The sequence below is a fragment of the Gluconobacter wancherniae NBRC 103581 genome, from assembly GCF_007988885.1.
GTDB classification, from domain to species: Bacteria; Pseudomonadota; Alphaproteobacteria; order Acetobacterales; family Acetobacteraceae; genus Gluconobacter; species Gluconobacter wancherniae.
In genome coordinates this window covers 541,777-566,400 of the sequence record NZ_BJUZ01000002.1, presented here as the reverse complement: position 1 = coordinate 566,400, position 24,624 = coordinate 541,777, and the positions used below count along the sequence as shown (strand labels likewise).

The window sequence follows — 24,624 nt, the reverse complement described above, 5'->3', positions numbered from 1 at the left end:
CATCGTCTCATACAAAAAAGGTAGCGCAACTCAAGCTGCGCTACCTTCAGAAAACTTGGATGAACGAGCCAGTTTCAGCCGTAAAGAGCTGCTGACGTCTTCTCAGTCGAAAGCAGATATGGCCCTCCAGCCAGAATTTCTACGGAAAGCATAGCACCCTGCTCGGCAATATGCCGCTCCAACGGAAGCTGCGCATAACCTGCGCTCCAGCTTCGCTGACCTTCAGGCGCATACCATCCCGCAGCATTACCGCTCAGGTGAGATGTAATGACGTGCGTGGATGCAGCCTGCCAGAGAGACACTTTCCCCACCAGAACACCCAGCTCACGGCGATCGTCAACGAACACTCCCTCAACGTCTGATGGCCGTGCTGAACGAGAAACCAGATGTACGCTCTCGATACCTTCCGGGAGCATGAACAGAGCATTTCCTCCGGCAAACCGTACGGGGCGAATTTTCATACCTGTATCTGTCAGCAGGTGCAGGTCAGAGTCTGTCGTCGTCTGAGCTGGAGCAGTGACTTCATACCCCAGGGAAGCAGAACGATCACTCAGTGCTGAATGAACAGGTTCGACAAAAGCACGATCAACAGCAAGGGGAACCGCTGCCTGCGCCCAGGTTTTTGGCAGAAATGAAAGGATGTTGTCGCTACCGTCAAAATGACGACGATGCCCAGTATCTAGGAAAGATTCCGTGGCACAGCCTTCCGCAAAAATCACGGAATGATCAGCAGTTTCGACATGATAATAGAAATATGAGCTGTGGCTGTGGTCATAGGCGATTGAACCACCATTCACGAGCATCCGCACCGGAACAAAGCGGTTATTCACAAACAGACAATGCTCTGCAGTGACAAGCAGATCGCGCTCAGGCGTGTTCTCGGCCATTGCGCCCGCACGAATACGAACAGGATAGCCAGCCTCATCATCGGCAAGCCCGTTCCGAACATGGGCAAAATGACGTCCGACCCAGATCACATCACGCGCAGCGCGCTCACCATCAACAAGAACTGCAACAGCATCGCCCACACCGATTTCCTCGACTGCCCTCTGACTTCCATCAGCCATGAGGATCATCGTGCCAGCAAGAAAGCAGGTGTAAACTGAATTGTTGACCGTGTATTCGCCGGTCTTGCTGTTCTTCGTAGTATTGAATGGAAGATTTTTATTGTTAGATATTTGTGCACCATTCGGATAAACTATTTCGAAGCCCAGATTGGCTGTATTTCCGTTAGACGCTTGAGCTTTGCCCAAAATAAATTCTGATCCATTGGTTGAGCCCGTACTGGTCGTCCCGGCAATATAAAAAGGCTCATAAATCTTACTCACGGCATTTGAAGTATCCACTCCTTCCACCACAACACTGACATTCGTGTTCGCAGAACCGTCGGAATTCACGAGACCACTGACCACAGCGCCCTTAATCGAATTCCAGGTTACGGTAGTACCGCCGAGGCTTGCTTTATTTGGATTGTATGCGGTGTAAGACCAAGAAGAGGTTGCATCCAGCTTTAACGATGACCCCGAAGCCGACATATCAATCGTACCATTTACGGAAGCACCACTGGAAATTTCGACATAAGCTCCATTAACAACCAACCCACCCGTAGCATCATTTGAAGTACGGGCGTGCGTCGAGTCAACGGATGTTGGCGCAGTTCCAATCGTTATATTGTCGGGTACAGTGTAGTACTTTCCTGAAATCAGAGTAACCGTTCCAGAGTTACTTTTCAGGACATACGGATTATCTGCCGTACCAGCCCCTCCACTTACATTGGCAGGAAGAGCCACAGCGGTCTGGGCACCCTGCAGAGCGGGGGTGGCGGTCTGTGTCATGGTCTTCATGCCTGCTTATCCTTGCTCTACTTCGGAAGCGGAGATGGCACCAAGAGACAACTTCCTGAAGCTCCCGCAGATGATTTTTCAATCGTGTTCTTAATTTAAAAACAAGATCAATTTGTTAATTTTCCATGCTTTTATGGGTTTTTGATGATTTATTAACAATAAATTCCTATTTTTATCGATAACTATCAGGAATTCACTTATTATTAATTGGAAAATATAACGCTATTTCTCGCCTCCATAATGTTTGATTCTCTCAAATGATTCTCATTTCCCAGATATAGATTCCCGTATTCCTCATATTGACATGAAAAAATCCTCACCAAGTAAATATGATTAACGTTTTATTATCTTGCTGAATGATCTGTTTTTTCTTAACCAAACCACATCATCAATTCCTATCCACGCACACCGGCGTCACGCCACCAGACGAAAATTCGAAAATGTGCATGGAAAGACAATTTTTTGGAATTTTGCATGTCTACTTTACGCGACCTGCGCACCGAAGAGCTTACTTACGTCTCAGGCGGTTACTGCGGATGGGGCAATAGCTACAGACAGCCAAGCTGGGGCGGCTGTTTCTCTATTAATAACACACGTATTGGAGCTCAGATCGGCGCAACTGCGGGATACGTTGCAGGCGTCTTCAACTTTGCAGTCGACGCACTTTCAGGCGCATCCAACGGCATTCTGACGTCCGACCTCAAAGATATCGGTAATTTTATAAAGATCGGCGCACAATACGGTGCCCAGAATGGCATCAACGGCGCTTTGTCTCTTTATCAAAACGTTTTGAGCGCGATCAATACCTCTCTTCAGTCTCCCACAGTACTTGGAATTACTTTCCCACCTCCAAGCGCTTCCCAGTCCTGAATTCTCAAATTTAAAAATTTGAGTAATAAAAACTTTGAAATAACCGAACACAGAAAGCTCTCCGTTTTCATCGGGGAGCTTTTTTATTTTATTACACTTTTACTATTTCGTAATATGCGGAGTGATATAGCAGCCTTATGACTTCACTGTTCCGTCCGGAGGCTTTAGATGCCCGCCGGGATTCCTGGCTGGGGCGCGTACAGTTGAGCCAGCCGCTCTCCGTGAAGATTGTGGCGTGGAGTTGTGCGGGGCTGGTAGTGCTTGCAGCAGGCTTGGCAGGGTTTGGCACCTATACGCGGCGCGTTCATGCTACCGGCCAGATGATGCCCCGAAGCGGCCTCCTGACTGTTGGCGCGATTCAGCCTGGCATCATCACCACTCGACATGCCGAAGAAGGGCAACGCGTACATCGGGGGGATATTCTCTTCATCGAGGACCTCGAAGCAACGTCGATGTCCGGGCCAACCCAGCATCAGGTCCTTGCAGATCTTGAGCGCCAGAAGAACCTTCTGGAACAGCAGCGGGCCCTGCGCGAGAAATCCGCGCCAATAGAAAGACAGGCATCTCTGAACCAAATCGAATTCCTGACCAGACAGCGCGAGCAAATCAGTATTCAGCTTACCAATGACGAAAAGGTTCTGCCCTTGGTTCAGCAGGCGCTCGACAAGATGCGTGGCGCCGAAGCCACTCATTTAGTGACGGAAACACAGTTCCAGAGTCAGCTCTACACATATGCCCAACTGCTAAGCACCCATGCACAGGCGCTTCAGTCGCGAACCGATGCGGAAAGCAAAATCTCGGATCTGGCATCCAAACTGGCGCGCTTCGACACTGATTTGACCCATGATTTAAATGATCTGAATCGCCAGATTGCGGGCATTGATCAACAGATTGCCGAGAATGAAGGGCGCAGAAGCAATGTCATTCTTGCACCCGAAGATGGCATCCTGACCGGAGTACGCGGATATCTCGGCGAACAGGTGGCCTCTGGCACACCACTGCTGACCCTGCTCCCCACGAACGGAACTCTTCTTGCAGAGCTTTATGTGGACAGTACATCCATAGGCTTCCTGCACGAGAACCAACCAGTTCTGCTGCGATACGACGCGTATCCCTATCAGAAGTTTGGCCTGTATCACGGGCATATCGCAGAGATCACCCGCGCGCCCGTATCTGAACCAGCACAGAGCGGGCAAGGTTCTGGTCCCCGCGGCGAACGCCAGCAATCCGATACCAAAAGCCTGTATCGCATCCGCGTCCAGCCCGATCAGGACCATGTCACCGCATATGGCGCCGTACATCGACTTGAAGCCGGCATGACGGTGTCTGCTGATATCGCAACCGATCGGCGGCGTCTTTGGCAATGGATGCTGGACCCGATTATCGGGATGCGCAGTACGATTGCGACTACCACAATCGGCCCACGGTAAGGAGGCGCTCCGATGCTTAAAGAGCTTCAGTTCGGGTTTGGCCGTCACGTACCCATCGTGCTGCAATCCGAAGCGGCCGAGTGTGGTCTCGCATGTCTTGCCATGATCATGGGCTATCACGGCCATCCGATCGATATCGCCACTTTCAGGCGACAGCAGGGGACATCGTCACAGGGCTGCACCCTTCAGGAACTGACAGCCATCGCCGGTCGCGTTGGTTTCAATTCGCGTGCGGTACGTCTGGATCTGGAAGATCTCGACAAACTCTCCCTCCCCTGCGTCCTGCATTGGGGCATGAATCATTTCGTCGTTCTGACTGCCATCAAAGGGCGCACGGTAACACTTCATGATCCGTCAACCGGACGCAGAACCGTCTTACAGGCAGAGCTGTCCCGCGAGTTTACGGGTGTAGCGCTCGAACTTACCCCGACCGAGCGCTTCGAGCAGAAAGACGAACGCAACACACTTCGGGTCCGTGACCTTTTCAGGCATATTGGCGGGCTGAAGCCTGCCCTAGCTTATCTTTTCCTGCTTTCTCTCGGCCTTGAGCTGGTGGCACTCGTGTCCCCAATGGTCAGCCAGATCATTATCGACGAAGTGCTCGTAACGGGGGACCACGATCTTCTGACGACCGTAGCCTGCGGGATGGTCGTCCTTCTTCTTCTTCAGATGCTCATTGCCAGCGTCCGGAGCTGGGCAGTCGTCATGTTTGGCAGTCGTGTTTCGCTGAAATGGAACGCATCGCTTTTCAGCCATCTTACACGCCTGCCGCTGGATTATTTCACACGCCGCCACATCGGAGATGTCATTTCCCGATTTGGCTCCCTGACCAGCATCCAGCACACGCTAACCACGGACCTCGTTCAGACTATCCTGGACGGTATTATGGCTATTGGCATGGGAATCATGCTGTTCGTTTATGGCGGATGGCTTGGAGTGATTGCCTGTATTGCGATTGCACTGGACCTGCTTGTCCGCCTTGGCACATACGGCACCTATCGTGCAGCCTCTGAAGAAGCAGTTGTTCAGGACGCGAAAAGTCAGAGCCACTTCATCGAGACCCTGCGCAACATGGCCACGGTCAAACTCCTCAATTTGCGTGAACGCAGGCAAACCGCCTGGCTGAACAGCGTGATTGATTCGATGAACATTCATCTGCGTCTGCAACGCTTCGATCTCGTGTTCGGCCGCCTTGGAGAGCTGATCTTTGGCGCAGATCGCCTGATCATGCTGGTTCTGGGGGCACATCAGGTCATGCGTGGCGACATGTCAGTCGGTATGCTTGTGGCATTCCTTTCCTATAAAGATCAGTTCGCCAGCCGGATCGGAAGCCTGATCAATACTGGCTTTAAACTCCGTATGCTCTCCATTCAGACTGAGCGCCTTTCCGACATCGTAATGTCAGAACCCGAACCTGCAGGACTTCCGTTGCCGGATGTGAACCCTGAAGATGGCCAGATATTTGGTTCTCTCACAGCCAGTGGCCTTTCAGTACGATATGCACCTGACAGCCCGTGGATCTTCCGTGACCTCTCTCTTGCAGTCTCTGCCGGGCAGAGTGTTGCCATCGTCGGTCCTTCCGGATGTGGGAAAACGACTCTCCTGAAAGCGCTCATGGGCCTGCTTGTTCCTGATGAAGGCCATATCTCGATGGACGGCACCGAGATCAAGAACCTTTCCCTCGACGGCTATCGCTCTCGTATTGCGGGCGTTCTACAGGATGACGGACTCTTTTCCGGCTCGATCAGAGATAACATTTCCGGCTTTGGCGAAGCGCCAGACCAGAAGCGCATTGAGGAATGCGCACGCCGCGCCTCCATTCATGACGATATCATGCGCATGCCCATGCGTTATGAAACGCTAGTAGGTGATATGGGCTCAAGCCTTTCAGGGGGCCAGAAGCAACGCGTCATCCTCGCACGTGCCCTGTATCGCTCTCCGCAAATCCTGTTCCTTGATGAAGCGACAAGCCATCTGGACGAGCTGACGGAATCTCACGTTGCCAATGCGCTGCGCAGCCTCAGGATTACCCGCATCATGGTTGCACACCGTCCGGCAACAATTGCTCAGGCCGATATTGTGATGGAGTTGAGAAACGGGACATTGCATCTGCGATCCAAGATAGACGCGCTTCCCCAGAAGCCTGTTACGAGAACGGCCTTTCCGGGTATCGGCGGCTACGGAAACTGGGGGGCGGCATCTCCAGGCGCGTGAGTGATGAACATCTGGTGGTCAATCAAAGCATCATATCAAGCACTGAATCACGTCGCCCAAAACGATGTAGTAGGGCCGCAATGATGTGGCCGAACATCAGCACGCCAAGGGCCCAGGCTGAAAACTGATGCGCCACGCCAATTACAGGCGCGGCCAGTTCACTGGAGCCAATCAATGCAGGCAAGTGACCAACCCACAATACCGGAACGGTTTTTCCATAAGCCGAACTCATCAGCCAGCCCGTTAAGGGTGTCATAAGCATCAGCAGATACATAACACACTGCAGTGCTCTGGCCGCGACACGCTGATCTTCCGGAACACAATCGGGCAAGGCAGGCGGACGATGGGTAGCCCGCCACGCCAGACGCAGAACAATGAGAATTACGATGCTTGAAGCTATCTCGCGATGCACTCCAAGCAACAGATGTCGGCTGCCGGAAGCGCTCGCTGGCAGAATACGCCCGGCAACAAATCCCAACGTCCATGCAGGAATGATGATGGCCGCCATGAACCAATGAAGAACTCGGGGAACAAGAGGGTAACGGCTGGCTTTCAAGGATAAGTCTCCGCTCGCATTTCTAGACAGCACTTACAGCCACCCGAACAATGCAGCACGTTTTCATTCCATAGCGACGCAGTTAAGGATGACCGCTAAAGCTTTTCAGCAGGATTTCCAGGTGATTCAATCGTTTTACAATCACATCACGGCGCTCTCTGCCTCTCCAAAAGCCATCTGGTGGCTCATTGGGATTGCCGTAGCCGAAGCCTCGGTGTTTCCGATTCCGGTTGATGTCCTGCTGATCCCGATGCTGCTTGCCCGTATTGATCGCGTTTGGATGACTGCGTTTGTCTGTACCGGAGCGAGTGTTTTCGGCGGTGTTCTGGGCTGGCTTATCGGAGCTTTTCTCATGGCGCATGTTGCGATGCCCATCGCTCATTTTTACCATGCAGACCAACGCATCTTCGCGCTTGAAACGCTCTTTCGTAAATATGGTGTCTGGATCATTCTTGGCAAAGGCCTAACGCCCCTGCCCTACAAATTCGTGACGCTCGCTGCGGGCGCCGCACATTTTCCGCTCCCGACATTCATTGCGGCAAGCCTCCTTACCCGCGGCGCTCGGTTTTTTCTGGAGGCTGCATTGATCAGAATGTTCGGGGAGAAGGTGCGCTCATTCATTGAGCGCCGCCTTGCACTCGTCCTGATGGGAGCGCTGCTTATAATCGTCGGGGGCGTTGTTCTGGTCGAATGTCTCTGAGCGTCAGTTCAGGGCAAGATGCTCATGTGCCATGGCTTCCTCATCACTGAACGAAGGCCATTCGGAACGTGACAGCGCTTTCAGCGATGGGGAAGACAGACCCATCTTGTGTGCATACAGCCACGTGTATGTCAACGCGTGATGAACATAATCACGCGTTTCATTATTGGGCAGCGTTTCCATGAAGTAGAGCGGATCATGGCTATCTGCGTTCTGGGCACTCTCCCATCGGGCGATTGCACCAGGGCCCGCATTATAGGATGCAAGCACACGAACCAGATCTCCACCTTCGGGACGTGAAGCACCTGCCGTCCTACTCGACTGCTCTGCCAGATAAAGAACGTAAAGCTGGCCAATTTCAAGATTGGCGGACGGGTTATGAAGGCGGCTCACCATATCCGGCGGAACCGGTATGATGGCCATGCCATGCGTATCAAAGCTGATGTGACGAGCGGTCACAAAGCTCGCTGTAACGGGCCGGATCTGCATCAGACCGTGGGCACCTGCACCAGACGCTGCCGCAGGATCGAAATTGGATTCAACTCGGGTCAAGGCATAAACCAGCGCAGGGTCCATCCGGAAACCGTGATTCGGACGCAGACGCGGGAGAGGAAGCGCCTTTGCCACCACAGGGCGCTCCACCTGATTTTCCAGCAAACCTGCCATCTGCTCGGAAAGATCCTGAAAACCAGCAGTCTGTGCCACAAGCTGCAACGAACGCGCCAGAGCAGCGTTAGGAGCAACATCCGGCCACATGCGCCGCAGAAGAGCTTCGGCGCGAACCTGCTCACCAATCTGGAGAAGGCCGAACAACTGCCTGCCTTGCGGCATCGCGTTGACAGCTTCGACGTCGATTTCGCCCAGAACAGGAACCGGGTCGTGAAGGGTTACGTCAGTCAGCGCATCGGAAATCTTGGCATGCCCATGGCGGCCGGCTTCCAGTGTCTGGGTTGCCAGCATGCCATAGAACGTCTCGTGATGACCGGCTGCGCGATGAAGCCAAGACACATAGCCGGAAACCGCATGCCGCCGCCCTTCTGCGCGCGCCGCCCAATAGGCTGCGGCAGCCTGAATTTCGGGGGTCGTAATCGGGGCGTTCGCGGCGGATTCGAAGAGCTCGTAAGCCGCTTCCATATGACCAGAGCGCCATGCAGCCAGTCCAGCCACATAAGCCGGGAGTCCCACCTGACGATCTCCACGGCGGAAACCTGCACAGCCCTGCCGCAGAGCGACTTGTGCCTGGCCCTGACTTAGAAGCGACAGTGAAATTTCGCCATACAGTTCCGCAGCATAGGATGCTGTCATTCCTGGCGTTGCATCCACTAAGTGCAGGGCGCTATCCGCCCCCTTGATACCCTGAACTGCACGCTCCTGCACCGTACGGTCCAGAAGCGGGTTGCGGGCAAAAGCATGCTGTAACGGATCTGATGAATTTTCAGCACGAACGGTATCTGACGTCACCTGCGGCGTCAGAGACTGCTTGAAACTCTGCGCCTGCACGGATCCCGCAGGGGCAATGCGCAGCAGGAGCTTCTGGATGGTGGGGGCATCGGGGGAGTTAGAATAAACCCGGAGCCAGTCCCGCAGCTGTGCCACGGTAGGATGCTCCGCAGGGGCGAGATATCGATCGGCCAAAACGTCTCCGAGGAGTGTTCGATCGATCAGAAGGCTCGTCTCTGTCTTAGCTACGCTCAGATCTCCCCGGCGCTGCGCCAGAAAAATGGACCTATAGCGACTGGCCGTAACGGCGGAGAGCGGGTGAGGCAAGGCGACAACTCCATCACCACCCAGAGACGGCCGCACTTCTGCGAAAGCCGTTTCGTCACCGAGACCACCGGTATTGGGTAGCTGGCTTCGATCGCTCTGGGCGCGCGCTGGAACAAATGTTGCTCCAGCCAGAATCATCGCACTGACAAGCAAAGCTCGTCCTGTGCCGTTCGAAATGAATGGGGTCATCCTTCGCATTACCGGCGAGGTGCTACCCTCTTTCGGCTTGCATGGCAAGGATGGATCAAAAAACCAGAAACTCGGCCCGGTCGATGTTATCGTTTCGGCACGAAACAATCCAGTGGCAGAAACCTCATTCCGAAGGTTTTTTTACAGATCTCACCATATTTTTTGACAATGAATGAGGACTAAATTCGTACTCTTTTCGAATCGTCCAGTTTTTCCACCAAAACAAGGAGATCCGACCATGCATTCCGCCGCATAGTGGGGCTGGCAGCCAGTTGTAGAGGGTGATTGAGAGGCAAAACGTGCACCCGATTCGCAAGACCCGGAATACTCACCTCCGCCCAACGTCCCCGGATGCGACTCAACATGGTCTGCTCCCCCATCAACATGCGTGCGGGGGTCGCACCCATTGTAATGATGATCTGCGGGCGACACAGCGCGATCGTCCGATGCAGGAGCGGTACACAGGCACGCAATTCCAGATCCGTCACACTCCGGCCACCCGGGGGACGCCAGGGCACCGCAGGCGCCATTGATATCTCAGAGCGCGCAAAACCGATCGACCCCAGCATCTTGTCAAGCAGATCACCTGCGCGCCCCTGAAACAGCAGACCCGAGCGATCTTCGTCAGCATCAGGCGTCTCACCGATCAAAAGAAACGGCGCCCCCTCCACAAAAACAGGCGCTAATCTATGCGTAGCTGTCCGAGAGAGAGCAACGCCTTCGAGCGTCTCACTCGCTTCAATCAGAGCGGCAAGATCCACTGCCGTGGAAAGGTCAGAGGTAGGAGCAATGTCAGAATGCTTCGCAGGCAGAACCGGCGCAGCTGGTAACACTTCCCTCCGTTGCAAACGAATCTCTGGCTCAAGCGGATTCCACGGAATGTCAGAGAGCACCTCATCGACGCCCCAGTCATACTGAAGCTGCAAAGCAGCGAGCAGCTCGGCCTGGGTCGGAACAGGCTGTAACGTCATGTGGCTTCCGTTCTGGTTGGCGTGTGACTTCAGGCGGTCTAAAGTCCACATTATGCAGATCATGCGCGCATGTCCCAGTCCTACCACAGGTTTTCTGACCCGAATGCGGTTCCGGCCCCTTGCAGTTGGCTTTGTACTGAGCTGCCTTTCTCCGATCGCACAGGCTGCGCCTCTTTCCATACAGCCATCAGTAGATCCACAGCATTCCCTAACGGGCTGGACGCTCGCAGAAATTGTCATGATGCAGCGTGGCGATATTGATGCAGCTTACGAGGCATTGAATCAGGCGCTCAAGCTTTCGCCGCATGACATTCACCTGCGGATCGACACTCTTCATTATGCAGCCATGAGCGGCCATCAGACGGAAGCTCTGGATCTGGCACGCACCCTACCAGCCGATGACATCTCAACACTTATTCTGGCGCAGGAAGCCATCGTCGGGAAAAACTGGAATGAGCTGCGTCACGTTCTTGATCGTGACAGCCATCGGGGAGCCCTTCTGGCCGTTGCGGCGCCTGCCCTTGAAGCGTGGCAACAGGCTGCAATCGGTAAGTCAGACCGCGCACTCAGCCTACTGATGGATGCCTCAGGCCTGCCCGAAACCCGACGTCTTTACTTGCTGCACGCAGCACTGGTGGCGCAGGCACTCCCTGATCCAGCCCGCGCGACAGCCCTGTTTGAAAAAACTGGCAGCGTTCGCACTGACCCGCTCAGTCTGCAGATCGTATACGCACAGGAATATGGCAGCTGGCTGTATCGACGGGGCCAGAAAGCAGAAGCCGAGGACACCATTGCCGCGCTGGCACATGGAAGCCCGCTGGGCAACATGCTTGTCCCTGCACTCCAGCACGCCATTACAAATGTGCCTGCACCGTCCACACGGACAGGACTTGCCATTCTGGATCTCCAACTCGGCCTGATGCTCGCGGACGCCGCACGACAGGATAATATTCCTGCAGACATGGCGATTATCATGCTGAGACAGAGCCTGTATCTTGACCCTTCACTCACCATAGCGCGCATCATGCTGGCTGATCTTCTCCGCGAAAACAGCCATAACGATGACGCCCTTGATGTGCTGGAAAAGATCCCCTCCTCTTCACCTTTTGCCGCTCTGGCAGCCCAGGAGAGAGTGGACATCACAATTCATCTCCACGATCTTCCCAGACAAGCTCAGGCATTGCAGCAGGCACTCGCCTTAAACCCCGGAAATCCGGATTATCTTGCTCAACTCGGTGGTGTGCAGGATCAGCTGGCGCAGCATGAGGCAGCGATTACAAGCTACACTCAAGCCCTCGCAGCTTCTTCCCCCCGGAAAGCCACAGTTTGGCCGGTCCTGATCGGACGCGCGATGGCATATCAGGAAAAAGGCGACTGGGCTCATGCTCAGGAAGACATGCGTCACGCCCTTACACTGGCACCAGAAGAGCCAGAGGTTCTCAACTTCGTAGGCTATGCAGATATCGAGCATGGCGTGAACACGAAGGAAGCCATGAACCACCTGAAACATGCCCTCTCGCTCCAGCCGGGAGATGCTTCAATTCAGGACAGCTATGCCTGGGCACTCCTAAAGACCGACGGCGATCTGGATCAGGCTCTTCCCCTCCTTATCCAATCAGCTGAACATGCGCCAAACGATCCCGAAATTGGCTATCATCTTGGCGTTGCCTATTGGTATCTGGGACGGAAACTTGAAGCGCAGGACCAATGGAACCAAGCTTTGGCAGACAGCCCCCAGCCGCAGGACCGCGTCCTCATCATGAAGGCCCTACAGGACGGGCCTCATCTTGCAGCTTTCGAACGGACCAAATGAGACTTCTACAAGATACGGCACACGCCAAGATCAACCTCTTCCTGCATGTAACAGGTCGTCGGAGTGACGGGTACCACCTTCTCGACAGCCTGGCAGTATTCGCAGGAGTGGGTGATCAGGTCAGCATGCAGGCACCGGCCGAAGAGATGTCACTTGTAATTACTGGTCACTTCGGAAAAGGCCTGGACTGTAACGCTGATAACCTTGTCCTACGCGCCGCAAACCTTCTGAAGGACGCCACAAAGAGCACGGGCGCATGGAACTTCAAGCTTGAAAAGAACCTCCCCGTAGCTTCTGGAATTGGTGGAGGCTCAGCAGATGCAGCCTGCGCCCTTCGCCTTCTGGCCACTGAATGGAAATCAGATCCATCCATACTCTATTCCGTTGCGGAAAAGCTTGGAGCAGATGTTCCAGTCTGCATTGCCCAGAAAGCAACGCGCATGCAGGGAATTGGTGAAGTATTGCACACTGTCCCCCAGCTTCCCGATATTGGTATGCTTCTGATCAATCCGGGCGTCGGTGTCAGCACACCCGCCATTTTTAAGAGCTTTGCCACATTGGGCGGCATACGTTCCCGCCAGGAAATTACGTTTCCTGAAAAATGGGAAACCGCCTCCAGCCTGTTTTCGACACTTCGCGAGACAGGCAATGATCTGCAAGCACCAGCCATCCTGCACGCCCCCATAATCCAGGATGTGTTAAACGCTATCGCCCTACAGCAGGGGTGCGAAATTTCACGGATGAGCGGTTCTGGGGCAACATGCTTTGGCCTCTTCTCAACTCCCGCCGAGGCTGAAAGTGCACAGCAATCACTCTCTGCCCAGGCCGCAAATCTGGGTTGGTGGACATGGGCGGGCCCATTGCATCAATCGCCTTAATCACATCACTGACGAAGGTACCGTTCTCATGAGTGCACCACGTATGCAGGTGACCCGTTCAGAAGATGGCGAAAAAGCTGTTCTTTCCTTTCTGGAAAGCAGCGGCATGTCGGGCAGTATTGAACTAGATACCGAACAGCTTCTTCAACTCATTGCTAGCCTTGGTTACGCACGAAGCAGCCTACTGGAAAAACAGCCCATACCATCAATGGAGGGCACACGGGTTACGCCTGTCTACAATACGCACTGGGCGCTACAGATCGACACACTGACAGAAGGATCAACGCTGGCATTCCAGCATCCAGCCTATGGCGCTGTAGGACTGGTCTTCACTCCGGATGACGTCGAAAAGCTGATACAGGGCCTGCAAAAGCATCGAACAATCATACATTCGGCACCTGATGCCTCGCAAAAACCAAGCTGAAAGATTAAAAAAACTCCAGATCATCAGGGGGCAAAACCGCCTCCTCCACCGCCTCACCAGCCAAGCGTTCCTTCAGTTTCGATATCGTGATTTCATTCAAGATAGCCGGGTCGTAATTCACACTATCTAAATGTGGGTCTAAAGAGAGGCGTTCACATAGCCTACTCGTCAACCTCAGGCTTTGGGCCATATAATCAATGCCCTGCAATGCCCCAGCCTCAGTAAGCGACAAGTCAACATGACTTAACAATATTTTCTCATAGTCATTTACTAAGCTACGCAAATCAAAGAGTTCGCACGCCAACGCTCTCAGAAGGACGGCAAGCGACTTGTTCTCCATTTGATCAGGCCGCTGAAATGGGGCCAAACACGGCCTCAATCCGAGATTTTAACGAACTTGTAGTAAACGGTTTGGCAAGGAAATTGTTAACTCCATCAGTAATCGCCTGCTGTACCAATTCTTTGCTGGCCTGGCCCGTAAGCATGATGAAACCCGTACGAGCAGTTTTTGGATTGGCGCGAACGGCCCTTAACAGAGCAAGCCCGTCCATGTCAGGCATATTGAAATCCGAAATGATAAGGTGCGTAGCATTATCCTGAAGATGCTCCAGCGCCTCTACGCCATTTCGCACCCCAGAAACCCTCACAAAACCAAGTTGAATCAGGCTATTACGAAGAATAGATCGAATAGAAGCCTGGTCGTCAACCAAAAGGACGGACATGGAAGAAGCTGATATCAATGTATGTTCTCCAAAGAAAAATTTTCCGCCAATTTCATGACGGCCGGTCCAATTTGTGACAGAGGGAGTTGCTTCTCCACTGCCCCGATATCGAATGCCGCCTTGGGCATTCCGTAAATCACAGAGGTGGCTGCATCCTGCCCCAGCGTTCTGGCGCCTGCCTTACGCATCGCAAGAAGCCCCTTCGCTCCGTCATTTTCCATGCCCGTCAAAATGACACCAATGGCATTTTGGGGAGCCGCATGTGAGACAGAGAAAAACAGCTCATCGACAGAGGGGCGATGCCCATTGACGGGCTCCCCATAAACAAGGCGACAAACATATTTCCCCTCTGGACCCATCGTTTCAATACAAAGATGACGATCCCCTCCAGGAGCAACGAACACCTTTCCTGTTTCAAGAACACTTAGCTCGCTCGCCAATAACACATGAGGTTTGGACACTTGGTTAAGACGCCGGGCAAAATTTTCTGAAAATTGCCTTGGCATATGCTGCGTGATGAGAGTAGGCGGGCAATTTTCTGGAAAAGATTTTAATAACTCAATCAATGCTTCCACACCGCCCGTTGATGCGCCCACAGCTACAATGGGCAGTGCCTGCTTTCGCGAAAAATTAGGAGATATCAATGGGGGCAATTCTAGTGTTGCCTGCCCTCGACGTCGTATTTTCGCAGATGCAGCGCGCACAATTGTGTCCGCTAAACCAGCAAAACTTTTAATGCCGTCGATCTGCTGTGGCTTTGCCACACACTCCACGGCACCAATTTCAAGAGCTTGCAGGGCCAGATTGGTGCCATTGGATGTCAAACCTGAAACCATCACTACTGGCATGGGTCGCAAACGCATTATTTTATCCAGAAATTCAATGCCATTCATTTTCGGCATTTCTACATCCAGAGTAATAACATCAGGACGAAGCCTAATGATCGCGTCACGAGCATCCAATGCCGTTGCTGCCGTTCCGACAACAGAAATTCTCGGATCTTGCCTAAGCGCTAGGCTCATAAGGGAGCGTATGGTAATAGAGTCATCCACAATAAGAACGGATATTTTTTTATCGATCATGATATTTTTCTATATGACGTTATTCCAAATTGAACGAGTCCTATTTTCTCAGGAGAAATAATTCGCTCTGAGTGACCTATATATAACTCTCCCCCCACACATAAATGACTAGAAATCTTTTTCCAAAGACCAATTCTACTTTTATTATCAAAGTAAATAGAAACATTTCTACAAAATATAATATCGAATATTTGCGAGAACGGCCAAGGATCCAGTAGATTTAAATTTTTAAATCTGATGAGATTCTTAATTTTTTGAGATACCGAAAATTCGTGCCCTGCCACGATGCAAAATGCCCTGAAATCCTGCCTCGGTATTCTCATTGAATCTTGCATCGAATACGCACCTCTAATTGCAACATTCAACATGTTCTGACTAATATCTGTTCCTAAAATTTTGGTATCAATACCTTGAAATTTTGCTTTATGGTTTTCAATTACAAAACCTATACTATAAGCTTCTTCGCCACTAGAGCATGCGGCAGACCAAATACGAAGCTTTTTTGTGGAGAATTTTATACACTCTGTATTTCTATCCAAGTATGAAGATAAGTAATTAAAATGATGGGATTCACGAAAAAAATTTGTAACATTGGTCGTTAGCTCAGAAATAATCTTCTGACGCTCTTCGACTCCCGATGAAGATAATGCATATGATACGTATTCATCGAAAGAATTCATTCCAGCTTTTGCTACCATTTTAGAAAGCCTAGATTGAACGAGCTTCTTTCTATTTCCCAAAATAAAATTACAATTATTCTCTCTTATAATTGATATTATTTTTCTATAATTAGCGTCAGATAAAGAAAACCTTCCAGACTCTATCAATTGCTGCTGCACTACATTTATACCGCTGCAATTTCAGAAATTATTTTTTCAGCCTCTAAGAAGAAAATCATTCTATCCCCCTCACTCATAATAGCCGTAACCAAGTTTTGTATATTTTTTGGTGTAGTAGATGGTAAATTTTGTAGGGTAAATTTTGAAGAATCTTCAATATCGGACACGTTATCCACTAGAATACCTATTGATTTCTCTTTACTTTCGACGATTATAATTACTTTTTTTTCACCAACAACATCAGATGATAACCTAACCCCCAAATCAATTACAGGAAATATTTTACCTCTTATATTTATGATACCTAATATCTCTTTTGGGCTACCTGGCAATGGTGTAGGCTGGATTTTACCCCTTATTTCACTGATGCATGCCGCATCAAGAGCATAAGTTTGGCTACCGACTGTAAATATAAGAACTTTTTCCATCTCTACACCTAAAAATTTAATGAACGTTTGAAGTTTTTTCGGTAATAAGCATGCCCGAGATGGTTTCAACATCCAGAACCATCGCAAAGCTACCGTCACCCAATATTGTAACACATGATATGCCTTTGATTTTTTTATAATTCTTTTCAACGCTTTTAACTACAAATCGAGATTGATCTATTCCTCCATCAATAAAAATTGCTATTTTTTCTTTTTTATCATTTTCTACGACAATAATAGATTCATAATCTATTATTTTTTCTTGTTTATGTATGAATTTTTCTAAATCAAATATCGGAATAAAATCTTCCCTATATCTTAATACAGAAATTTTATTAGATATTTTCTTTATATTTTCTTTGTCATATATTATTGTTTCAATCACATTACTAATTGGAAATATAAAAAATCTTCCGTTATTTTTGAAAATAACCCCATCCAAAACAGCGAGAGTTAAAGGAAGAGATATCGTAAATACTGAACCACGTCCTTTTTTACTTTCAAAAAATACTCTTCCACCTACTTCTGAAATGTTTTTCTTAACAACATCCATACCAACCCCTCGCCCAGAAAGCGAGGAGCCCTTTTGGGCTGTTGAGAACCCAGGGAGGAAAATTAGTGATAATTTCTCCGTAGCACTTAATTCTGCGTTAGAATCTACAAGACCTTTATCTATAGCTTTCTTAAAAATGTAATCTGGATCCATTCCCCTGCCATCATCAGATATTTCAATGATTACCCTTCCAGACCTTTGAAAAGCCCTTATGGTCACCGTTCCATCTGAAGATTTACCTACCGCAGTTCTTTCTAAATTCTCTTCAATTCCATGATCAGCAGCATTTCTAACAATGTGAGTGAGCGGATCTGATATCTTCTCAACAATGGTTCTATCGATTTCAGTGTCTTCACCAATCAAAACTAGATTGATGTTTTTGCCCGTTGCTTGCTGTGCCTCCCTCATCACCCGAGACATTCTTTGAAAGACTGGTTTAACAGGATGTGCACGCATACCCATCACGACCTCTTGCATCTCATGGGCAAGAGCATCTAAGAGCTTCGTGGCTTCATCAGTTTTTTTTATATCCTGGCACTTTAATGCATCTTTGAGCATCCATTGCCCAGTAATTATTTCGCCCATTAAGTCAACAAGTTTATCAATACGATCAACATCAACACGTACAGATGATTTTGAATCTTTGGTATTCTTGGTATCTTTCTCTTTCTCTTTCTCTTTCTCTTTCTCTTTCTCTTTCTCTTTCTCTTGCTCTTGCTCTTGCTCTTGCTCTTGCTCTTGCTCTTGCTCTTGCTCTTGCTCTTGCTCTTGCTCTTGCTCTTGCTCTTGCTCTTGCTCTTGCTCTTGCTCTTGCTCTTGCTTGCTAGAAACAGAAAATTCTAACAAATCAGAAGACCACTCAAGTAATTCTTTTATTTTATCTTCTTCTGAGGAAGATAAATATATTTCCCATGTTAAGTAAGATTTTTTTTCTTCCATTTCCATGATAGATGGAATTTTATCTATTTTTATTTTTGATCTAAAAATTCCCAATTTAGATAATGATGAGAATAAGTTTCGTATGTCATCTCCACATGAATATAATTCTCTCTTTGGATATATTGTTATAAAAAAATCTTTTATGTCTAAAGATATTAAAGAAGGGCTAAACGAAATTCCTTGAAAATCATTAATATCGAACTCTAAATTCTTTTTATTATTATAGCTATCAACGATCTGTTCTATTTCAGCTTTGACTGGTGAAAATTTTTCAATATCAATTTCTTCATTATTTTTTGAAGAAAAAACTATATCACTCAAACAATCACTGGCAGTGATTAGGGATGATATAGCTTCTTTGTCCAGATGAATTTTTTCTGACCGCACACAACTAAGAACACTCTCAAAGTCGTTTGCAAAATCAACAATATTGTTAATTCCAAATGCTGCAGCTCCGCCTTTTATGGAATGAACAGCACGAAAGATGCTTGATATACATTCTTCATCATAGTTTTCACTATCGAAATTCTCTAATTTATCCTCAAGAATTTCAAGATTTTCCTTACATTCTTCGAAGAAAATGTCACGAATGCTATCAAGATCGTCCATTATGATAATCCTTACGCCGTAAGTCGATCGACAGCGAATAATAATTTATCGCGTTTGAATGGCTTAATTATCCATCCCGTAGCACCCACGGCCCGTCCCTGAGCTTTTTTTTCAGGGTTATCTTCAGTTGTCAGGATAAGAATTGGGATTAAAGAAATAGCTTCTTTTTTTCTTACTTTCTCGATGAGCTCCAAACCATTAATCCCTGGCATATTCAGGTCAGTTATGATGAGTTGCGGGGTTAGATCTCGCAACTTATCCAATGCTTCTTCACCGCTAATCGCGACAGTTACGTTATGGCCTGCATTTTTAAGTTCTGCTGATAGCAACATTCGTATTGTTGCAGAGTCATCAACAATGAGAATATCAGCCACTATTGCTGCTCCAACAATATTTTTTCTGCGCCCAACAAAACAGCTTCATCAAGAAAATTTTTTGATGGATTCAATATATTAATCCCATTTTTTCTGGAAGATATTAATATCTGCAAACATAGTCCACCAATTTTCTTTACGTTCTGCGCATCGATAACGATATCATCTGAATTATTTCGGATTTCATTCAATAAAATGGATGCGTATTCAGAATTTAGCTCTGGCGGTAAGATAAATATATTCATTCCCGAAACTCCTCCCATCCGTCATCAATCACTGGATGAGAATCTTCCCTAACAAAAGCATTTGAATTATTTTCGGAGTTAACAACCCTCAGTGGAGAGGGCTCTCCTTCGAATTCATAATATGCACCCACTCTGAAGTGCTTCAAAAGTCGAACCAGTTCTTTGGCTTCTCCACTGAGGTTGTGACTAGCAGCGGTCGCCTCTTCCACCATGGCAGCGTTTTGCTGCGTATTCTGATCCATTTGTCCAATAGATATACTGATCTCTGATAAGTTATTTGCCTGACTCTGCGCCGCTGTGGCGATCTCACCTATCAGTACACTTATTTCACTGACATTCGTGACGATCATTTCCATTGCGCTACCGGTCTCCTGAACAAGAGCGGTGCCTTTTCCCACCTGTTGCGTACTCGACAGTATAAGTGACTTGATTTCTTTTGCAGCTTCGGCGGACCTTTGTGCCAAAGCACGCACTTCCGAAGCAACAACAGCGAAGCCACGTCCCGCGTCTCCCGCACGAGCAGCTTCGACGCCCGCGTTTAGCGACAATAGGTTTGTCTGGAACGCAATATCATCAATCAGTCCAAGAATCTGACCAATCTGACTTGAAGACTGCTGAATATCGCGCATTGCCGACATAGCTGCGATAACGACGGCACCAGATTTTTCAGCCCGCTCTCTCGTTTGCACGGCAACCTCACTCGCGTGAGCGGTAGCCGTTGCGGTCTTTTGAACTGTGGCGGTGACATTTTCCACCGAAGCCGTTGTTTCTTCGAGACGAATGACCTGTTGCTCGGTCCTCATCGCAAGATCATCCGCTGCAGACGCAATCTCTGTTGAACCCGATGAGATGGTCGCAACACTGGCACTTAGACCGCTGAGCACCTCTTGCAGGTCTTTAGCTGCATCATTGAAATCATGTCGAAGCCGTTCGTACTGAAGAGGAAAAGCTTCCTCAAGGCGAAAAGTCATATCTCCGTCGCGAAGCGCCTTGAGAGCGACGCCCACGGTCTCGATCATATGATCCTGCGCGGCTTTGGCGTCTCGGGACGCCTTCTCAGCGGCCTGAGCGTCCTGCCTTGCCTTCTGTAATTCTGCCTGTGAATAAGACAGGGCGTTCTGTAATTGATGAGCTTCGTTTTTTTGGGCGGTCATCATCCGGCTAATTGCCTGCAATTCCGGCATGCCAGAAAACTGCCCTGTTTCCACACTCCCCAACGCGATGATCTTTATGTCTTTGATTAGGTTTCGATAAGGAGAAAGAAGAACGCGATCGACAAAAACATATCCCGCCAGCAGACAGGCAACCGGCAGCGCGACGGTAAGGAGATGTTCAGGAGTCAATAAGGACAGATGCTCTGCCTGGCCACGATAAAACGAAAACGCCACATCCGAGAACAGGGCAAGCGCCGGGACCGCGAATGCCGCCCCTATTCCTGCTCCCACCAGTGCGGGATTGGCCATGGAGCTTGGGCTCGAAGAGGCAGACATATCGGATCACCTACCAGACTGGACGCAATCCTGACTCCGGGTGAGACAGGCGAATTACCCCCTAGTTCTATGGGTGATTGATTGAGACAACGTTAACGACGCTTACAGGACTCAATGCGCACGCAATCCACAATACCGCTCACTGATGAATTCATACGAAATGAGAATTAGAATACTAAAATCAATGCATTTTAAAAATAAGGTAAAATATTATGATATGGGTGACCATTTTTTCTAACATAGTCATGCGGATCGTCATAACGAAACTTACTATAAAATCATTGACCGCAACTAGAAAACCACTCTGCATTAGCAGAATGGTTCTGGCCTGATATTACCAGAACCATCTATGTGCAAAACAGAATTCTATTCCCGCGTCATCAATCAAGCTCCCTGCGCCGGATAGGATCATCGGCAGGAATATCCTTGTCGTGCTGAATGTAGCCTGTGTCGTCCCACAATTTGATCCAAACACGATGATGTTGAAGGAAATCAGCACCGAGCAACATATCCTGCTCCGACAGAGCATCGGAAACCGCAAAAACAACATTATGAAGGACAATGTCACCCACCTGAAGGGTGTCAAAACGATGGATGAAACTCTTTCGGGGATTGTTCGCAACGCCCCGGATCGTACCCACACGATCCAAAGCAAGCATGGCATCAGTCACTCCTGCATGATGAGCCTCAGATAACGAGAGAAGCGTAATCTGAGCTCCGGTATCGAGGATTGCGTCCACAGGATGTCCGTTTACCTTCACGGACAATCCGATCATGTTCGAACTGCTACCCTCCCTATCGATGTTGATCTTCGTGCTACGCCCCTTCCAAACCGGGGTTGGGTCAGCACATCCCCGCACTTTTGCCAGCCGGACTTCGTGGTCAGGCATGTCTACCATCATCTCGTAATTGGCTAGAAAATCAGCGCCAAACAGACCCACAATCGGGAGTGCACCAATTTTATGATTGAAGTGTCCACCTTCGATGACTGCAATATTATGCGCTTGGGACGTTCCGAGATCGAGTTTATCAATGCTGCTGACACTGACAAGAGTGCTTCCGCCAACTCCATTACCCATGCTCGATCCTATACGAGGACCAAGTTCGAGCAATTCAGAGTACTGGGGGTCAACCATTGTGAACTGAGCCCCGCTATCCACTTCGAAAGCCACAGGGTGTCCGTTGACAGCCGCACGAACGATTGGCGAACCCACAGAATTGAGGACTTCCATCCTGCCATAAGTGACGATCGTGCATTTTCCATCATCCGGAGCACAACCAGACAACGCACCCGCGATCAGAAATGACAGAAACCCGTACACACACCGCGAAAGGCCCACGCTGCTTACCCTCACTCAAGACGAAACGTAAAGTTACAATCAGCAGAGTGTTTCATCATCTCCTTACTGGAAAGGCGTCTTTTGATGAAAAAATGCATTTTTTCAAAAAAGCCTATTGCCAGCCTCCGGGGTCACTGCTAAATCACCGCCACCGACCAAGAGGACGCCAACACGGCCTCGAAAGTACGGTCCTAAAGATCGCTTCTAGCGATTTGCGGGTGTAGCTCAGTTGGTTAGAGCGCCGGCCTGTCACGCCGGAGGTCGCGGGTTCGAGCCCCGTCACTCGCGCCACTCTCTTATAGAGTGGCCACGCATTTTCCCGGAAGTTTTCTCGGACAAATGTTCTTCTTCCTCATAAAACTGTTTCTTTCTGCCGCTTTGATCGCAACGATCTCAAGTATGGCTCGCTCATATCCGCGCTTTGGCGCGCTTATAGCCTCACTTCCGCTTGTATCAGTTCTGGGGATGATATGGCTCTGGCTGGAAAAGCCGGACCCACAAGTCATGGCCACACACGCATCAGCGACATTCTGGTATGTCTTGCCCTCCCTTCCAATGTTTCTGCTAATACCCTTCCTGCTCACCCGCGGATTTTCATTCTGGATATCACTGGGATGCGGGTGCGTACTGACGATTGCCCTCTACATGGGTACCGCCTGGCTTACGTCAAAATTTGGGTTAAACCTCTAAAGAGCAGGCTTGGGGGCTAGATAAGCCGAAAGCACATCGTCAGGTTTGCCATCCATTTTGACGAGACCATTTTCAAGCCACAGAACGCGTGTGCACCACTCTCTCATGACTTCAGGCATGTGAGATGAGAGCACCATGATTTCCGCTTTTCCAACAATGTCCTCAAGACGCTTACGAGCCTTGTTGCGGAATGCGCCATCACCCGCCATGAACCACTCATCCATCAGCAGAACCTGAGGGGCGATAGCGGTGGCCAGACCGAAAGCCAGCCTTACGGACATCCCGGAACTGTAGGCCTTGATTGGCATTTTCATGTATGAGCCGAGTTCAGCGAACTCTTCAACGTCCCGTTCTACGGCTGCAGTCTGGGCGCGTGAGAGGCCCGAATAAAGACCCCGCAGACGAATATTTTCCTGCCCACTCAGCTCAGGGTTCATGCCAAGAGAACTGTCCAGCAGCGTACCTAGCGTGCCTTCAATGCGCACACGCCCTCCAACCGGCTCATAGATACCCGCCAGCGCCCGAAGCAGTGTCGTTTTTCCCGCCCCATTTCCACCAATCAACCCCAGCCTGTCTCCAGGTCTGAGCGTGAAATCTATACCACGCAGTACTTCCACCACGACGCGCTCCCGCGCATCCTGCGCCAGGTGAGCCGTAGGGGAGTTTCCGTTTATTCCAGAGAGCGAACGGCCAAGGTGGCGCTTCAGGGAGCGGCTTTGACCATGATACAGGGGAAAACTGATTTGCAACTTTTCGACGACGACTGAAGGCATAAAAGGCGCTCAGATCCAGTAAGTAATGCGCGCGCGCATCCGACAGAAGAAGACTGCCGCAATACCCCAGAGCACAAACGCCTGAGTGATTGCTGCAAACCAGATTGAAGGCCGTACACTCCCACCAAGAAGCGGGGCGCGAACGATCTCCAGAATTGGGTAAAACGGATCGAGCAGTAAATACTGACGCCCCAGATAAATCAGGTCCGGCTTCCAGATCACCGGGGTCACGAAGAAAAAGACCTGCAACACCGAGACGATGATCGGAGGAATGTCGCGAAAGCGTGCTCCGAGCATCCCGATTAGCAGAACCCCTGCAAAACTGTCTGCAATCCACAGGGGCAGACTGACCAGCAGACTCCAGCTCTGATGGGGCCAGACATGGAAGATTGCAAACACAGCCACGATTACCACAGCATTGTGCAGCAGCGTCAGCACGTTGCGAACAATAACTCTCAGAACCGGCAAACTGGCTGGCGTTCGCATGGAGTGAAACTGTGAAGCGCTCTGGGTGAAAACCGTCGCCGCATCAATGGCAATGGTTGAGATGAACCCCCAGAGTACAATCGACAGAGACAGGAAAGGCAGATAACGCGGCAGGTCCATATGGAAGAGCTTGCTGTAAATCACACCCAGCGCCGCAACCATCACTGCGGTAGAAAGAGTGAGCCAGAAAGGTCCCAGCATCGAGCCCCGATAACGCATCTTGATATCGAGCCAGCCCAACGCGAAAGCAAGCGGGAACAGTTTAAGCCCCGCGCGCAGATCCGCCCAGGCAGCCGTTACACGACCGATCCCCCGCTGGGGTGCAAATTCAAGAACAGGAGAATGGGAGAGATTGTCCGCCATGAGCATCTCCCTATCATGATTGTGCCACTTGGCTA

General features: G+C 49.9%; 23 protein-coding genes, 1 tRNA gene and 1 pseudogene. 9 read left to right on the top strand and 16 right to left on the bottom strand.

The genetic code is table 11. The annotated features are described in order from the left end of the window. Positions 1-74 precede the first annotated feature (74 nt). Positions 75-1,844, bottom strand: a complete 1,770-nt coding sequence (locus tag GWA01_RS09665) for a Hint domain-containing protein (protein WP_228118491.1) — start codon at positions 1,842-1,844, stop codon at positions 75-77. Positions 1,845-2,318: 474 nt separating this feature from the next. On the opposite strand from GWA01_RS09665, the gene GWA01_RS09660 reads away from it, so the two are divergent. From GWA01_RS09660 to GWA01_RS09650, 3 genes are all read left to right on the top strand, one after another. Then, positions 2,319-2,714 (top strand): hypothetical protein, encoded by a 396-nt coding sequence (locus GWA01_RS09660; protein ID WP_146796988.1) that lies wholly within the window; start codon positions 2,319-2,321, stop codon positions 2,712-2,714. Between the two features lie 137 nt (positions 2,715-2,851). Then, positions 2,852-4,144 carry an HlyD family secretion protein gene (locus GWA01_RS09655; protein WP_146796985.1) on the top strand — a complete coding sequence of 431 codons (1,293 nt, stop codon included), beginning with the start codon at positions 2,852-2,854 and terminating at the stop codon, positions 4,142-4,144. A gap of 12 nt (positions 4,145-4,156) precedes the next feature. Next, positions 4,157-6,358: a peptidase domain-containing ABC transporter gene (locus tag GWA01_RS09650; protein ID WP_146796983.1), complete on the top strand. Its 2,202-nt coding sequence runs from the start codon at positions 4,157-4,159 to the stop codon at positions 6,356-6,358. 22 nt (positions 6,359-6,380) lie between these two features. Here the strand turns inward: GWA01_RS09650 and GWA01_RS09645 are convergent, their stop codons facing one another. Continuing rightward, the gene (locus GWA01_RS09645) at positions 6,381-6,914 is read right to left on the bottom strand and encodes a cytochrome b (RefSeq protein WP_228118492.1); all 534 of its coding nucleotides are present in this window, start codon (positions 6,912-6,914) and stop codon (positions 6,381-6,383) included. 121 nt (positions 6,915-7,035) lie between these two features. On the opposite strand from GWA01_RS09645, the gene GWA01_RS09640 reads away from it, so the two are divergent. Next, a complete protein-coding gene (locus GWA01_RS09640; RefSeq protein WP_229316043.1) occupies positions 7,036-7,614 on the top strand; it encodes a YqaA family protein in 579 nt (192 codons plus the stop codon). Between the two features lie 3 nt (positions 7,615-7,617). On the opposite strand, the gene GWA01_RS09635 is transcribed toward GWA01_RS09640, so the two are convergent. Continuing rightward, a complete protein-coding gene (locus GWA01_RS09635) occupies positions 7,618-9,579 on the bottom strand; it encodes a transglycosylase SLT domain-containing protein (protein ID WP_186819530.1) in 1,962 nt (653 codons plus the stop codon). Between the two features lie 170 nt (positions 9,580-9,749). Next, complete coding sequence (locus GWA01_RS09630) at positions 9,750-10,592, bottom strand: uracil-DNA glycosylase (protein ID WP_228118494.1); 843 nt, start codon at positions 10,590-10,592, stop codon at positions 9,750-9,752. 52 nt (positions 10,593-10,644) lie between these two features. Here GWA01_RS09630 and GWA01_RS09625 point away from each other — a divergent pair, with 52 nt between their 5' ends. Genes GWA01_RS09625 through GWA01_RS09615 form a run of 3 tightly spaced genes read left to right on the top strand, consistent with a single transcriptional unit; the run spans position 10,645 to position 13,656 of the window. After that, on the top strand, positions 10,645-12,354 hold the full coding sequence (locus GWA01_RS09625; RefSeq protein ID WP_228118495.1) for a tetratricopeptide repeat protein: 1,710 nt from the start codon (positions 10,645-10,647) through the stop codon (positions 12,352-12,354). Continuing rightward, complete coding sequence (locus GWA01_RS09620) at positions 12,351-13,232, top strand: 4-(cytidine 5'-diphospho)-2-C-methyl-D-erythritol kinase (protein ID WP_146796974.1); 882 nt, start codon at positions 12,351-12,353, stop codon at positions 13,230-13,232. The genes GWA01_RS09625 and GWA01_RS09620 overlap by 4 nt, the downstream gene beginning before the upstream one ends. A gap of 28 nt (positions 13,233-13,260) precedes the next feature. Continuing rightward, positions 13,261-13,656, top strand: a complete 396-nt coding sequence (locus GWA01_RS09615) for a hypothetical protein (RefSeq protein WP_228118496.1) — start codon at positions 13,261-13,263, stop codon at positions 13,654-13,656. A gap of 4 nt (positions 13,657-13,660) precedes the next feature. Here GWA01_RS09615 and GWA01_RS09610 read toward each other — a convergent pair whose 3' ends face one another. From GWA01_RS09610 to GWA01_RS09565, 10 genes are all read right to left on the bottom strand, one after another. Further along, positions 13,661-13,996, bottom strand: coding sequence for a hypothetical protein (locus tag GWA01_RS09610; protein ID WP_146796971.1), 336 nt, complete (start codon positions 13,994-13,996; stop codon positions 13,661-13,663). Between the two features lie 4 nt (positions 13,997-14,000). Beyond that, positions 14,001-14,396: a response regulator gene (locus tag GWA01_RS09605; RefSeq protein WP_146796968.1), complete on the bottom strand. Its 396-nt coding sequence runs from the start codon at positions 14,394-14,396 to the stop codon at positions 14,001-14,003. Then, a complete protein-coding gene (locus tag GWA01_RS09600) occupies positions 14,393-15,460 on the bottom strand; it encodes a protein-glutamate methylesterase/protein-glutamine glutaminase (protein WP_146796965.1) in 1,068 nt (355 codons plus the stop codon). Before GWA01_RS09600 ends, GWA01_RS09605 begins: the two co-directional genes overlap by 4 nt. Next, positions 15,457-16,299, bottom strand: coding sequence for a CheR family methyltransferase (locus GWA01_RS09595; RefSeq protein ID WP_146796962.1), 843 nt, complete (start codon positions 16,297-16,299; stop codon positions 15,457-15,459). Before GWA01_RS09595 ends, GWA01_RS09600 begins: the two co-directional genes overlap by 4 nt. Positions 16,300-16,304: 5 nt before the next feature. Beyond that, on the bottom strand, positions 16,305-16,727 hold the full coding sequence (locus tag GWA01_RS09590; RefSeq protein WP_186819529.1) for a chemotaxis protein CheW: 423 nt from the start codon (positions 16,725-16,727) through the stop codon (positions 16,305-16,307). 16 nt (positions 16,728-16,743) lie between these two features. After that, positions 16,744-18,828, bottom strand: a complete 2,085-nt coding sequence (locus tag GWA01_RS09585; RefSeq protein WP_146796956.1) for a chemotaxis protein CheA — start codon at positions 18,826-18,828, stop codon at positions 16,744-16,746. Between the two features lie 11 nt (positions 18,829-18,839). Then, on the bottom strand, positions 18,840-19,202 hold the full coding sequence (locus GWA01_RS09580) for a response regulator (protein WP_229316045.1): 363 nt from the start codon (positions 19,200-19,202) through the stop codon (positions 18,840-18,842). Next, entirely contained in the window at positions 19,202-19,447 is a 246-nt protein-coding gene (locus GWA01_RS09575) for a hypothetical protein (RefSeq protein ID WP_146796949.1), read from the bottom strand. Before GWA01_RS09575 ends, GWA01_RS09580 begins: the two co-directional genes overlap by 1 nt. Continuing rightward, a complete protein-coding gene (locus GWA01_RS09570) occupies positions 19,444-20,910 on the bottom strand; it encodes a methyl-accepting chemotaxis protein (protein WP_186819528.1) in 1,467 nt (488 codons plus the stop codon). The genes GWA01_RS09575 and GWA01_RS09570 overlap by 4 nt, the downstream gene beginning before the upstream one ends. 407 nt (positions 20,911-21,317) lie before the next feature. Continuing rightward, the gene (locus GWA01_RS09565) at positions 21,318-22,277 is read right to left on the bottom strand and encodes a retroviral-like aspartic protease family protein (RefSeq protein WP_146796943.1); all 960 of its coding nucleotides are present in this window, start codon (positions 22,275-22,277) and stop codon (positions 21,318-21,320) included. 214 nt (positions 22,278-22,491) lie between these two features. Between GWA01_RS09565 and GWA01_RS09560 the strand changes: the two genes are divergently transcribed. Next, positions 22,492-22,568 (top strand) — tRNA-Asp (locus GWA01_RS09560). A 48-nt stretch (positions 22,569-22,616) separates the two neighbouring features. Then, on the top strand, positions 22,617-22,967 hold the full coding sequence (locus GWA01_RS09555; protein WP_146796941.1) for a DUF3147 family protein: 351 nt from the start codon (positions 22,617-22,619) through the stop codon (positions 22,965-22,967). On the opposite strand, the pseudogene GWA01_RS09550 reads toward GWA01_RS09555, so the two are convergent. Both GWA01_RS09550 and GWA01_RS09545 read right to left on the bottom strand, forming a co-directional pair. After that, a pseudogene (locus GWA01_RS09550) lies at positions 22,964-23,557 on the bottom strand (ABC transporter ATP-binding protein); the annotation flags it as partial. The gene GWA01_RS09555 and the pseudogene GWA01_RS09550 overlap by 4 nt on opposite strands. Before the next feature lie 192 nt (positions 23,558-23,749). Beyond that, positions 23,750-24,589, bottom strand: coding sequence for an ABC transporter permease (locus tag GWA01_RS09545; protein WP_146796935.1), 840 nt, complete (start codon positions 24,587-24,589; stop codon positions 23,750-23,752). Positions 24,590-24,624: the final 35 nt, after the last annotated feature.

Bases quoted from the DNA above. Each gene is read 5' to 3' on its own strand.
- GWA01_RS09665 (WP_228118491.1), bottom strand. From the start codon at position 1,844: ATGAAGACCATGACACAGACCGCCACCCCCGCTCTGCAGGGTGCCCAG.
- GWA01_RS09660 (WP_146796988.1), top strand. From the start codon at position 2,319: ATGTCTACTTTACGCGACCTGCGCACCGAAGAGCTTACTTACGTCTCA.
- GWA01_RS09655 (WP_146796985.1), top strand. From the start codon at position 2,852: ATGACTTCACTGTTCCGTCCGGAGGCTTTAGATGCCCGCCGGGATTCC.
- GWA01_RS09650 (WP_146796983.1), top strand. From the start codon at position 4,157: ATGCTTAAAGAGCTTCAGTTCGGGTTTGGCCGTCACGTACCCATCGTG.
- GWA01_RS09635 (WP_186819530.1), bottom strand. From the start codon at position 9,579: ATGCGAAGGATGACCCCATTCATTTCGAACGGCACAGGACGAGCTTTG.
- GWA01_RS09630 (WP_228118494.1), bottom strand. From the start codon at position 10,592: ATGTGGACTTTAGACCGCCTGAAGTCACACGCCAACCAGAACGGAAGC.
- GWA01_RS09625 (WP_228118495.1), top strand. From the start codon at position 10,645: ATGCGGTTCCGGCCCCTTGCAGTTGGCTTTGTACTGAGCTGCCTTTCT.
- GWA01_RS09620 (WP_146796974.1), top strand. From the start codon at position 12,351: ATGAGACTTCTACAAGATACGGCACACGCCAAGATCAACCTCTTCCTG.
- GWA01_RS09615 (WP_228118496.1), top strand. From the start codon at position 13,261: ATGAGTGCACCACGTATGCAGGTGACCCGTTCAGAAGATGGCGAAAAA.
- GWA01_RS09610 (WP_146796971.1), bottom strand. From the start codon at position 13,996: ATGGAGAACAAGTCGCTTGCCGTCCTTCTGAGAGCGTTGGCGTGCGAA.
- GWA01_RS09600 (WP_146796965.1), bottom strand. From the start codon at position 15,460: ATGATCGATAAAAAAATATCCGTTCTTATTGTGGATGACTCTATTACC.
- GWA01_RS09590 (WP_186819529.1), bottom strand. From the start codon at position 16,727: ATGGAAAAAGTTCTTATATTTACAGTCGGTAGCCAAACTTATGCTCTT.
- GWA01_RS09585 (WP_146796956.1), bottom strand. From the start codon at position 18,828: ATGGACGATCTTGATAGCATTCGTGACATTTTCTTCGAAGAATGTAAG.
- GWA01_RS09575 (WP_146796949.1), bottom strand. From the start codon at position 19,447: ATGAATATATTTATCTTACCGCCAGAGCTAAATTCTGAATACGCATCC.
- GWA01_RS09570 (WP_186819528.1), bottom strand. From the start codon at position 20,910: ATGGCCAATCCCGCACTGGTGGGAGCAGGAATAGGGGCGGCATTCGCG.
- GWA01_RS09555 (WP_146796941.1), top strand. From the start codon at position 22,617: ATGTTCTTCTTCCTCATAAAACTGTTTCTTTCTGCCGCTTTGATCGCA.
- GWA01_RS09545 (WP_146796935.1), bottom strand. From the start codon at position 24,589: ATGGCGGACAATCTCTCCCATTCTCCTGTTCTTGAATTTGCACCCCAG.